Source organism: Providencia sp. PROV202 (assembly GCF_028479565.1).
Lineage (GTDB): Bacteria > Pseudomonadota > Gammaproteobacteria > Enterobacterales > Enterobacteriaceae > Providencia > Providencia zhijiangensis.
The window spans coordinates 21,276-34,702 of the sequence record NZ_JAMPNV010000013.1 but is presented as its reverse complement, the minus strand read 5'-3'; the positions used below and the strand labels follow the sequence as shown (position 1 = coordinate 34,702).

At 40.6% G+C, this 13,427-nt stretch carries 4 protein-coding genes; all 4 read right to left on the bottom strand.

Features of this window, described 5'->3' with window-relative positions:
• Positions 1 to 46: 46 nt before the first annotated feature.
• The 4 genes from PR799_RS10085 to PR799_RS10070 all read right to left on the bottom strand — a co-directional run bounded on the left by PR799_RS10085 (position 47) and on the right by PR799_RS10070 (position 13,355).
• Entirely contained in the window at positions 47 to 1,288 is a 1,242-nt protein-coding gene (locus PR799_RS10085; RefSeq protein ID WP_272521921.1) for a Zn-dependent hydrolase, read from the bottom strand.
• A gap of 398 nt (positions 1,289 to 1,686) precedes the next feature.
• Complete coding sequence (locus PR799_RS10080; RefSeq protein ID WP_272521920.1) at positions 1,687 to 3,519, bottom strand: FUSC family protein; 1,833 nt, start codon at positions 3,517 to 3,519, stop codon at positions 1,687 to 1,689.
• A gap of 223 nt (positions 3,520 to 3,742) precedes the next feature.
• On the bottom strand, positions 3,743 to 4,027 hold the full coding sequence (locus PR799_RS10075) for a helix-turn-helix domain-containing protein (protein WP_036949907.1): 285 nt from the start codon (positions 4,025 to 4,027) through the stop codon (positions 3,743 to 3,745).
• 967 nt (positions 4,028 to 4,994) lie between these two features.
• Positions 4,995 to 13,355 carry an Ig-like domain-containing protein gene (locus PR799_RS10070; protein WP_272521919.1) on the bottom strand — a complete coding sequence of 2,787 codons (8,361 nt, stop codon included), beginning with the start codon at positions 13,353 to 13,355 and terminating at the stop codon, positions 4,995 to 4,997.
• Positions 13,356 to 13,427 lie beyond the last annotated feature (72 nt).

The following is a 13,427-nucleotide window of genomic DNA, read 5'->3' as shown; positions in this document are numbered from 1 at the left end:
TCCCAGCGGCTTTTTTCACTTTGCCAATAATTATTTTGCTAACGCTTTATTTCGCTAAAGAATGCAGGGTATCTTTCAATAGATTGGCGGCAATAATAATGTCATCGAAATCCGTAAATTCATCAGGGTGATGGCTAATCCCATTTTTTGATGGTGTGAAAATCATGGCGGTTGGGAATTTTTGGGCGAGATTCATAGAGTCATGACCAGCACCGCTCAACATGGTCATATAACCGATGTTTTGCTCAAGGCAATGTTGTTCAATGCACTGACAAATCTCGTTATTTAATTTCACCGGTGCTTCTGCTGAAATTTCACGAATTTGAATCGAAACATCGTTGTCTTGTTCAGATTTTTTAATGGAATTTTTCAAGTGAGTGGCAACGCGGGCAATACTTTCTGGCTCAATACCGCGAATATCGACTAAGAAGTTCACTTCACCGGGAATCACGTTCATGGAATTTGGATATACATTGAGTTTCCCAATGGTACCGACGGTTCCCCATACAGATTCACGGCAAGCCGCGCGATTCACATCACTGATAATGGCGGCGCTGGCCACTAATGCATCGTGGCGTTGATACATTGGCGTGGCACCGGAGTGATCTGCATGCCCTGTCACCTGAACTTGGAAGCGGGTTGGCGCGGCAATTCCGTTCACAATTCCCACTGATTTTTCTTCAAGTTCAAGGCGCCGACCTTGTTCGATATGCATTTCGATAAACGCTGAATAATGGTTGTCCGCCAATTGGCACTGTTCAATTTCGTGGCTTGGGTAACCAAGACTATCGAGGACATCGAAAAAACTGCGTCCATCATCATCTCGGTTGAGAGCCCACTTTTCACGATCAACTTTCCCAAGTAACACTTTGCTGCCAATACAGGAAAAGCCAAATCGGCTGGATTCTTCCGCCCTGAAAATAACGAGTTCAAGGGAACGGGATAATTGCTGTGGCTCAAATTGCATCAACGCATAAAACCCTGCCACGACACCAAGCGTACCATCATAAGCACCACCATTAGGAACCGTGTCCAAATGAGAGCCAGTGCCAACAGCAGGTAAGTTGGGATTTTTTCCCGGTAATCGGCAGAAAATATTCCCTATCGCATCTTGGCGAACAGTAAACCCAGCTTTTTGCATGGTTTCTATCATGTATTGGTGTGCCAATTGGTCTGTGGGTGTATAGGCCAAACGTGTCACACCTTTATTTTCAGGATAAACCGTAAAGGATGCTAATTTTTCAAATAATAATTTCATTTCATTAGTAGAAAATAATTCCCTAGTCATGAAAACCTCTTTCATAAGTTGTAATCAGATATATTTAAATTTATTGGAATAGACAGGATTGAAAATAAAAAACAGAAAAGTATAAAAATTATTATGAGTACCACTATGCAAATAGGAATTGGGTAAGTCAAACAGAAGAGTGAAAAAGAGAGGGTTGTATGATATTTATCAAATTACTGATATTAAACGAAAATATAACAAATTTTACGTTTGTGATAGATTGGGTTTATCGAGGGTTTACTTAAAATTTTTTTAAATAAACCCTCGATTTTTTTATTATTTATTAATGATATGCTGGGGTTCTATAATTTAAATAAGAGATTTATTTTTTATAATCAATTTAGAGCGATAATTTATTTTATTGTTTTCAATCTCTCACTGATTGTTATTTTTTATATTCAATTGTTATTATCTAAATAATATAGGTAGAGGTGAACATCATTATATAATTGACGTAATTCAGCACTATTTTGTTGCCTACGTAATAGTGTTTGCAGAAGACGGTGAATTTTTTCAACATCAGTCTGTGGGTGCTGCAAACGTAAAACGAGTCCTTTTAGGGCGCGATTGTGTGATTCAGAGTCAGAAAATTGTTTATAAACTTGCATCAGATTGAGCCAAATAGCGTGGCGGATGGCAAAAAATTGTATTGTTCTATCAAATGGATAATCACTCTTACGCGCCAATATTAACCCGCTGAATAGGCGATGGCTCATCTGTGATGTTGATGGTTTTTGTCCTGAAATAATCTTATGAAGACCCATCTTAAATTGTTGTTCGCTGAGTAAAATAAGGTTTTGGTAACGTTTCTTCGGATTTGTTGGGTAAATCCAATAAAAAGCCCCCATCGCGACTAACGGTCCACAAATAATGGCGATGGCATTACCGAGGCTTTCTGGAAAACTTAATGTAAAAGGGTAGTTTGGTTGCAGTAAGATCAAAGAGACCATAATGTAATCAAAGGCGATTAAAATCAGTTTCTTGTGGGCGAAAACTAAAATTCCACTGATGATAACGGGCACAATGAATAAGGTCATTTGCCATGATGATGATGCGAATGGCCATAGACACCAAGTACAAACCAACGCGGAAAGTGCCCCAAAAGATTGTCCCGTAAAGATGTTTTTCATAAACCTTGCAGGGTAATCAAGGGATGCGAACAATGCGATCATCACGGATAAACCTAGCGTTAGATAGGCGAGAGCTTGCCATTGAGTCGCTAACCAGAGTAAGCCGACGGTGGCAATGGCAACAAACGAGCGTGCAAAAGTTTGCCAAGCGGCAATGCGGTCATGGTGGAGTTTTAGCTTATCTACACGGTGTTGTGCCTTGATGGATAACCCTTTTGACACATAAAACAGCGGGATTAAGAGATTTTTCAATACGCCAGTTGGGCACAGAGACAGGATATGTTTCCATTGTGATTCAGTCGGTAGTGTCGCTGGAAATGGAAATGGAAATGCCGCTACCTCTTTAAATTTATCAAGTTGTAGCAAAATTTGGCTTTGAGCGAGTAGTTGTTGGCGAGCTTTTACGACTTGTTTACGGTGATAACGCCACCCAATACGGTTGGCCTCTAACTGTTCATCATAGGTGGCCATTTGCTGCCATAAAGCGTCAATGTCCTGTTGTTTAATCGACTCTTTTCTATATAAAGAACGGTGCAACATAGTGTAAAACTGCTGATCAATTTGTTGCTTTAACGCGATGATGGATGCTTGTTCACGCTTGGGGGTAAATAAAAAATTAAACAAAACCGCACATAATACACCCACTAAAATAGTCCAAAATCGATCCCATGCAACGGAAAAAATATTGTCGGTGGCATGAACGCTGAGCATACTCACCATCACGGCAGAATAGCCCGCTAAAAAAGTGCCATAAGCCACAAAGCCTTTTTGTAGCTGTCCAATACCGCTGCATGCACCTAACCATGAGGCTAAACCGATCACAAATAATAATGGGCTGATTAGGTGAATTTGAATGAGTACAATGCCTGCAACGACACCAATAACGGTGCAAGCAAACCGCCACCAACTTTTTTCTAATAAGTTTTCACGCCAAGGTTGCGCGGAAGCCCATACAGTCATTGCCGCCCATTGGGGGTGAGTAAGTCCAAAATATTTTGCAATAAATAGCGCGAGAATGGATGCGCAGGCGGTGATCATTGCAAAGCGTAAACGGTCAGAATCAAATCCGAATCGCTGCATTAATGTAGTTGGTTGTGACATGGTCTTTTGCAGATTGGTGAATAAAACAGCATATAGGGTAGTGCTTGTGAGGGAAAAGCGCAAACAAAGGTGGAAGGCTTCTATATTGGCAAAACAGAACTCGAAGTAAAATAAAAAGTAAAAGCCTGAAAACAGGCTTTTACTTTTTATACAGGAACATCATATATGGACTTTTTAAAATCAAGAAATAATTGAAGTTAATACGGAATGCTAATTACGCACATTATGCGTAAGACTCAACGGATTCTTGGATTTTATTTTCGTATTTAGTATCTTGATTGTCTTGAAATACATCACAAAATATATCACTGATATTAACATCTAATATTTTTGTTACTCTAGCTAAGCAATCAATATCAATACGATTAACACCTCGTTCATAACGGAATAGCTGTTGTTCACTGATATTACATTCTCGTGCTAATTGAAACACAGTATAACCTTGAGACTTTCTTAATGACTTGATTTTTTGTCCGACAGCATAAGCGACAGGAAATTTTCTATTCATAAATATTCTCTATTAAATTATATTGTTGAGATAACAATCAATGTGAATTTTTCAGATTTTATAAAAGTGATTTAATATAATCTGTGCCTTTTAAATTTTGGCTAAATATATAGTGACCCTCAAGTGCCACTCACTGAATGATATACTATCCTTATAATTGTTTTCAATTAGTCCCAAAATGACGCCTTAAATATTTACATGTTTACGATTATTAATTTTAAATATTTGGCTTGAGAATTATTTTTTTATTTTCAATGATTTAAATTTAAATCTATGCAATGTTATAACAAATGTAAATTTCAGTGTACTGTTTTTGATCAACACAATAAATCATTAATTTGTCTTATATCGATATATAAAACCAAAAAAACAGAAAATAAAACATTAACAATATTATATTTTTATATTTAACCTCTGTGATTTGGCTTAATTGTTTTGGGTTTTTGATTTATTTCATAAAGGCATCAATCTAGGAAGATCGTTATTTGATCAATTTTCTATGATTTTGTGAAATATGTAGATTCTAGGCATCTTAATAGAAATGAAAATATTTTGATTTCTATTTTCTTTTTTGTTTTTCTAAAGTGATAGTTATTTTAGTATCAAAGATTTGGTGAGTCAGTGAGAGGTTTTTATGATGATTAACATTAAAATTTTGCATTAATCCTTTTAAGTCAAATGGTACTAAATGGTATGCCACTTTAGTAGTAAAGGATTTCCTGTTTTAATCTTCGTAGTATAAATATTCGTTATACGGCTATCAATAAGGTAATAAAATTCATATTGTGATTTATGCATATGTTTAAAAATCCCTAATATCTTACGAGTATTTACTTAGGCGAGTATTTACTTAGGCGTTACAATTTATTGATTTTCACCTGATAACACAAAGAGGGAAAAACCACGTTTTTTTATCCCTCTTTGTCATCAACCCCACAGGGCGCAAAGCGCCCTGTGGAATAAGTTACTAACCCCTCCAAGAGAAATGGGTTTGGAGTTTAGATTGTTGGCCTGCAAATTCTAGTATTGTGGTGAGGTTTCCGTTACCTTTATGATTCGTATAACATTCATTTTTTATTGCCTTATTCTTAACCTGTGAATATGTGTACTCATAGGTATCTAGACCATGAGTTGGATTTGTCAGTACTGGATACGTTAGCCTATCTGAACTAAACGATTCACTCCCGCTATATTCAGACTTTAATATCTGATGACTCACCTGAATATTCTCTAATAATTGTTTTCCTGATAACCCAATATATACTTTAGGGAATACAATCGCATTACGATGGTTATTGAAAACAGCAAAAGTAGGATTACAACTATTATCGTTATCAACTACGTCGTCTCCTACGACGTAAGCGAAAGTCTTATAGCTAATAGATAAGTTTCCGATATATTTGGGTTCAGTTATAACAATAGGAACATCAACAGCTTGGATTCGGTTTTCAATTCTGTGTTGGGACTTACCTATAGCAATAATTTCAACTTTAACTTTTTGGTTATTTTTCAAATAGCTTTGTTTTGGCGCATAGGTATTTGAACGCGGGCCGCTAGTAACCGATGATGGAACGCTATCTATCCCGCCATCTGGTTTTGTTATGACGATTTTGACATCAGAAGGCATATCAAAATCACTTGTTCCTGCGACAGACCAGTTAACCGTTAGGTTATCGTCGGTATAAACGGGGGACCAATACGATGCGTTAGTTTCTTGGTTGCCATTATTTCCATAAGAGATTGAATTTATCGTAATTAAAGGCTTTGTGTATACCTTGACCTTATAATTACCACTACTTTGCTCAAAGTAATCATTGGCTTTTACTGTCATGGTTAAATTGGCTTCGCCTTTGCCTAGGCTTTGAACCGAGCCATTTTTGGCAATATTAACGACATTATTGGCTCCTGAGTTCCATTCAATGTCTGCTTTAGGTGGGATAGCAACACTGGTTTGTTGTAGCCTAAAAAGATTACGCTGATCCGTAATTTCTTGCTCTTGTTGGTTAAAATTAACATTAAAACGTGCTTTTGCGAGGTTATAGGTAATATCTTGGCTTTCAGAAACAAACTGATCCGTTTCTTTGGAACGCACTGTCAGTTTTGCGACGCCAGGCTTGACCTGAGTAATTGCACCAGAAACAGAATCCATTTGGGCGATGTTAGTATTTTGGCTGACATATTCGAGAGGAATGGCGGTAGTGACATCCGTATTACCAAATGAAGTTTGAATATCGTGAGCTTGGTTATCCGACCAAACTGCGGAAATAGTGTCTACACTGGTTAATACTAAGTTTGGTTTGGCTTTTTCAATGTCTACCTCATAGCTAGCCGCTGCGGATTTATATATGCCATTTCCATCGATGCGAGCCCAAATCTTGGTGCGCCCAGCCTTTTTTAACTTTACTTTCCCTTGTTGATCCACGGTGGCAATACTGGTGTTATCACTGGACCAAATGGGTTGAGCACCATTTGGTAACCCCTTAACAACCTGACCATTATTCACCGCGGAAGAGTAAGTCAGGCGCTGTTGCATGTTGTCAAAACGTAGCGTTGGGTTAATGGCGTCGACTTTGATTTCAATTGGATTGGCAATGGTTTTATTGCCAACTTTTGCTGTGACCTTAACGGTGCCTTGCTTCGTCGCGGTAGCTGTTGCACTGTAGTGACCATCTTGGTGATTGGTGACTGGACTGATAGTAAAATCCTGAGTTGGGACATTACTTGTAATATCAACCGTTTCATTCAGTAAGGCGTTGCCAAAATCATCTTGCAATTTAACCGTGAACAAGGTGCTTTCTAGTCCATCTGGACCAATATCAGTTTTACTGGTCGTAAAGGTAGAGTTGGCGATGTTTACCGTACCAGCAAGGACGTTAACCACACCGGCTTTTTTATCTTCGCTTGCGGAAAGTGCGGCTGTCATCACTAATGCACCTACGGTATGGCTGGTGACCGTAATTTTAGTGCTACCGTTAATATCTGTTATTGATGAGTGTGGGAAAGGTTCTGCTTTACCCTGTAAGTGCCATGAGACATTTACCTGCGGTACCGGGTTATGGAACTGATCCACAACCTTGGCAGTATAAACTACGCCTTGGCTATTACCCGCCCGAATGTTATTGGTGCTGGGAACTACGCTGGTGATGATGCTAGTAGCTTTGTCACTGGTCACATTCAACGTTAAGGTTTGCGACAATACGCTGCCGTTGAGGTTTGCTGATAATATGGCAACACCTGTTTTATCACTGCTCACAACCGCGTGATATACCCCAGCCGATGGCATCGTTACCGAAGCAATTCTTACATCATTGTTATTGCTACTGATTTGAATAGCAGGTATTTGATTGGTTAATAAATTACCAAACTGATCCTTTAATATCAGCTCAACCGTCGCAGGTTGACCCGCCACAACTGTGGCAGGGGTTACATTGAATACCGTTTTACTGACATCAATCGCGCCTTGTGTAAAGGAGATAGTTGGGGCAGTTTTCGTGTTTTGCGATGTTAAGTTAACGGTGATATTTGCATAACCAACATCATTACGTTGAACGGTAATTTCGCTACGTCCATTAGCATCAGTGGTTGTTTGGTTATCCGACAATTGACTGCCATCATTAGCCGTCCAGAATACAGGAATACCTGCGCCGAGTTGGTTACCATTAGCATCTTCAAACTGGGCGCTGACAGTGACTTTATTGCCGACGGTTTCCGTTGTTTTTGAAATCTGGATATTACCACGTACCTGTGCGCTTTGTGTGTCAGCAATTACAGTCAGAGGGGATATCTGGTTCAAAGCCACACCATCAACAAGGACTGTAATGTCTGTCTTGCCTGCTTTGGTGCTGTTTAACTTCGCACGATAGGTTCCTACAGGCGTTATCTCTGTGAAAGTCGGTGATTTTGCTAAGCCCAAATCAGTTGAGTAATCCAGCTTGATTTTATTCGCCAAGTTACCCAGTCGGTTTCCAATGTCATCTTTCAGCGTAACGGTAATTTCAGTTTCACCTGTTGCTGCGGTTAATGATGGAGTGCTCAGCGCAACGCTTGAGGTGCTGCTAGAAACGTTCCCTGCTAAGAACTCGATATTTTGAACGGTTTGCTTAGTATTTTGACCTAAAATGGCGGTGACGTTGCCTTTTCCTGCTTGTGTGCTAGTTAAAGTAATTTGGGCAATACCGTTATTATCTGTGCGGCTAACGGGTTGTGATAGCTCACCAACATCACTACGCCAACCAATAGCAATACCCGCAGGCGCCAGATTATTGGCGGCATCTGTAATGGTTGCTTGTACAGTAATGCGGCTGATGCCATCAGCAGGAACTGAGGCGTTACTGGTGATGTTAATGTCCTTGATGAGCGCGGTGGCGCTGTCTGCAATTAAACCGAGGCTTTTCTGTTTGAAAACAGCACCATTTCTAGCTGTGATATCAATGGTATCAGCAAGGTTACCACTCACTTTAACTTGGTACTCACCGGTGTTCGCTAGCTCTTTTGAATCCGTAAATGTAATGGCGTTGTTGTTACTATCCCAATCAATTGTTTGCCCTGTAACTGGGTTATTCCATTGGTCACGTAAGGTCAACGTGGCTGTCGCTTGTTCACGATTATTCGCCACAATAGTTTGTGGTTTAATCTCAAAGAAACTATATAGTGGGTTTGCATCTCCAGCAATAAATTGAATTTTTTCCTGTGCTTCACGGCGGTTAAGCAGTTGTGCGGTGACCGTCGTTTCTCCTGCAATATAGCCCGATAACTCAACGGTAACTTGCCCTCGATGATCGGTACGTGTGGTGTTTATACTCAGTGTGTTGTTATCACTGAGCCAAGTGACAGGTGTTTCAACTAATGGGTTGTTCAGGTTATCAACGACAGTTGCCGTCAGTAACACTTTCTGGGCTTGTGGGCGAATTTGCACTTGGTTCACTGATGATGTAATCGTCACCGTTGCCGTCGTATTATCAGCGACCGCTTTTACGGTGCTCGAAATCGGTTGTTGGCTACTGTTCGCTAATACTGCTGCAACCATAATATTATTGGCAGCTTGTGAGGTAGACAGTGTGGCGTGAACCAAGCCATTGATATCTGTTTTAGAGAACGGTGTGACCACGGTGAGTACGGCACCATTGTTCGTCTGTAATTGAATATCTATACCTTCAACAGGGTTACCGTAGTTATCTTCCACGAAGACGTAAACATCGGTGTTATCCACGCCATTAGCCACGATAGTTGATTGCTTGACGTTTAACGATGTGATTTTAGCTTGGGCTTTATCGGCAACAAAATGAATCTCTTTTGCCATCTTCCCATCGCCATTTGTCGATGCTGTCACGACCACCATTTCAGCTTTTGTGCTGGTTATGGTGGTCGTCGTTTCCCCTTGGGTATTGGTCTTGGTTTTTACTTGGCTAAATTTCACTTCCGATGCACTTAAGTTAGACAGCCAGTCGACATCAACACCAGAAACAGGGTTGTTATTGGCATCCACAATTTTTGCAGTATAAGTGACGGTCATTTTGCCATCGGCGAGATACTGACTTTTAACTTCTGGCATGACTGAACTGACATTCGCCGTTTGTATATTTGCAATGAATACGACAGTTTTATCAAACGATTTTCCACCGACAGTCACTGTAATTTTGGCATCTCCAGCTTGCTTGCTAGTGATGGTGGTTTTTGCCACACCTTGGTTATCTGTCATCACTTTTTGGTCAGTCAGAGAACCGTTATTGGTTGCAAATTGAACTTCAACATTTGGAACAACGTTGCCATTAGCATCGGTCACGGTAACTGCAATTGGATTGCCTGTCACTCCATTCGCAACGGATATCATTGAGCCGACAGTGAGATCTGCAGGTTTAATCGTTGCAGTGGTTGAATCCGGTAAAAATGTAAGGCTAATGTCTTGTGATGTGGCGTTAGGTGTTACAGCCGTGATCACGACATCACCTGAAACAGTACTGGTGACTTGAGTTATAGCAAAGCCATTGGCATCAGTGATACTGCTGGTTTCAGAGAAGCTAACCTCATTGCCATTCTTATTTGATGTCCAATTAACTACGGTATTTGGCAGCGGGTTATTATTGGCATCCACAATTTGTGTTTTGACTTCAAATGGCTTATTACCATTGGCAATCTGTGAGGCTGTATTGGTTGTCGGTTTCACAACCTGTGGTGTGTTTTTATCCCCAACAAACGAGATAATCTGTTTAACATCTTTGCCATCCACGGTGATCGTCACGGTAGCATCTCCAGCTTTATCGCTGGAAATAGCGGTTTGTGCAACCCCTTGGCTGTTTGTGGTCACTTTGCTATCAGCTAATGTTCCTTTATCTGTAGCGAATGCGACCTCGACATTTGGAAGTAGGTTACCTTTTGCATCGGTCACGGTAATAGAAATGGTATTTGCCGAGTGACTGTTCGCGACAGTGTTTGGCTGGGATACTTGAATATTATTCGATTGCACCACAGCTGTTGTGGTATCAGGCAAGAAATCCACTTTCACTTCTTGTGGTGTCGCATTCGGCGCAGTGGCTGTAATGATGATCTCCCCTGCCACAGTGCTGGTAATAGTGGTGGTTGCTAGACCATTAGCATCGGTTGTAGTGGTCTGCTGCGCAAACTGAACATCATTGGCGTTTTTATTTGAGCTCCATGTTACGACCGTATTTGGCAGTGGGTTATTATGGGCATCGACTAATTTTGTTGTGATTTCAATTGGCTTTTGACCATCGGCGATTTGCGTTGCCTGGTTGATGATTGGTTTTGCGATTTGCGGTGTTGAGTTATCTCCCACAAATTGAACTTTATGTTGGACGTCTTTGCCATCCACAGTAATCGTCACATTCGCTTCACCCGCTTGCGTACTGGTGATCGCGGTTTGCGCAACCCCATTAGCATCCGTTTTTATGAGGGTATTGGCGAGAGTTCCTTTATCAGTTGCAAATTGCACATCGATATTTGGTAATGGGTTGCCAAATTGATCGGTAATGGTAATTGACACCAAATTGGGTTTTTTCCCATCAGCAGTTGAGCCATTTTGAGTAATGTTAATATTTTGCGGTTGCACCACCACAGTGGTGGCATCTGGGATAAATGTCAGCGTGACATCTTGTGGCGCACCCGTCGACGGTGTTGCGGTGATCACTACATCACCAGATTGTGTGCTGTTGACGAGAGTGGTGGCATAGCCGTTGTTATCTGTTGTACTGCTCACAGGGGTGAATATCACTTTTTGCGGATCTTTGTTGGAGCTCCAAGTCACTACACTATTAATGATAGGGTTGCCATTCGCATCTTTAAGCTGTGTTTTCACCTCCACAGGCGCGTTTCCGTTAGCGACCTGAGGGGTTTGGGTATTGACAGTTGGCTTTGTGGCTTGAGTCGTTGTCGTATCCGCAACGATAGTGACTTTGATTTCAGGGAAGGCGGCATTACGGACTTTGGGAACCAATATAAAGCTTTCAGGCTTAGTGCCTGCGGTTAATGTCGCTTCATATTGTCCGGCCGCTAAGCGAAAAAATGGGCTGATGGTGGTGTATTTGGCTGGTGGTGGTGCTTTTAACCCCCTAGCTGGCATCGCTCTCTTCAATTTTCGAGTTGTGGCTCGCTCAAGCATGATTTCTTTGGGCGCCAGGTCAATGACATTTCCTGCTTTATCTTTAATGGATAACGACAGTTTTTGGCTGCTTTTGCCATCAGCGATTAAATCAATTTTGCTGGATGAAACGACACTTTTTAGGGTGTGAATAGCAGGTTGAGTAACCGAAACACGGATAATGGCTTTGGAAGAGGTATTTCCTTTCTTGTCAATAGCAATGGCGGTAATGGTGTAATTGTTTGCATTTTTGGTATTTTTATAGGAAGGCAACACAAGGCTATATTGACCATTTTCATTGAGTATGCGCCCCCCAGCTGCAACCAGTGCTTCAGCATCCCATTTTATGTGACTTAAGCCATATTTGCTGGTTACTGTGAAATTTAAAGGGATCTTTTCCCCTGCGTAGCCTGTGACAGAGTTCGTTATGTTTAAGTGGATTACGTCATTTTTTTTATAATCCAAAACGATATGGTTGTTACGACTGACAAAATCATAACGATTGCCCATGAGTGAGCGAAATGCATTGACGGACTCTGGATCCAAATGTTGCTTCAAGCTTTTGCCAAATTGGTAGTTCAGTTGTAAACCAATTCGCGAATCTTTCTTGCTGGCTTTTCCTTGGCGATGTTCCGCATTGAATGTGATTAATGGAATCGGAGTATAGTTGAGGCCGACATTGATGGAATATGGATCACGTTGTAAATTTTTGGTACCGAATAGAGCGACATCATCACCATAATATTGTTCGTAAGTGAGCTTTCCACCAATATGTGGATAGATAGGTAGCCAACCTTCTGCGCGAAGATCCCATCCATTAGATGGTCTAGCCGAATGATCGACTAATTCTAGAGCATTGCGCCAGCTGCTAAGACGATGATAGCTGTTGCCTGACAATTTTAAGAAGTCACGGCGATATTCAACACCTAATCCTAAACGAGAATGACCACGCGATATATCGTAGTCAAAGAAGGTATTCCCGCCAACCATTTGATTTTCACCGTACCAGCGTGCACCAAAACCGAGGTTGGTTTCAATACGCTTATCTTGACGGTGAAAACTACCCTGAGTAAAGAATAAACTTTCTTCGTTTTCATAAATAGGCAGCAGTAAATCAATTTGCGAATTTTTTAATGAAAATTTTTTATCCGCGACCAGCTTTATTTGTGAGCTACCAAAATGATTAAACCAATCTTGCAGATAGCTACTTGCTGCGGTCGTGATGAGCTCTTGGGTGAATGCTTTAGTTTTTTCATGATTAGGTTGCTTTGTAAAAAACTGACCTGCTTTGGAAGCAAACTGTGCCAGTTTGATTTCTCCTTCACTCGGCGCTTCTGGTGGAATATAAACTGGTTTTTCGTTTTCCCATTCTAAAACCGGTAACGGAGCTATAGGAATATCCAGTTCATCGCCGGCTTTTAGGGCCTCAAAATTGTGTGAAAACGTTCTAAATTGATTAAGCTGACGTAATTGTTCCAAACTTATATTATATTTTTTGGCAATACTTTGAGTTGTTTCTCCCGCTTGTAGTGTATATGGCAGAGTTTCTTTTAAAGTAAGCGTATTTTTTTTTGGTAATAAAAACGTGCGTTGTTGATGGTTTTGTTCTGTAAATGCATTGGCTGCGACAGGTGAAAAAATTGATGCCAAAGGAAAACTAATCTGCGTTGCAATATTTATCCACGCGATAAATGTAACATGATAAGGAATAAAATCCTTAGACTTGCGATTCATTAAGGGGCTCCGAGAATATAGCGTTAATTAAATGTCTTTAATGAGTATTTTAAAAATCCTTGGTTTCTAACT

Bases quoted from the DNA above. Each gene is read 5' to 3' on its own strand.
- PR799_RS10085 (WP_272521921.1), bottom strand. From the start codon at position 1,288: ATGACTAGGGAATTATTTTCTACTAATGAAATGAAATTATTATTTGAA.
- PR799_RS10080 (WP_272521920.1), bottom strand. From the start codon at position 3,519: ATGTCACAACCAACTACATTAATGCAGCGATTCGGATTTGATTCTGAC.
- PR799_RS10075 (WP_036949907.1), bottom strand. From the start codon at position 4,027: ATGAATAGAAAATTTCCTGTCGCTTATGCTGTCGGACAAAAAATCAAG.
- PR799_RS10070 (WP_272521919.1), bottom strand. From the start codon at position 13,355: ATGAATCGCAAGTCTAAGGATTTTATTCCTTATCATGTTACATTTATC.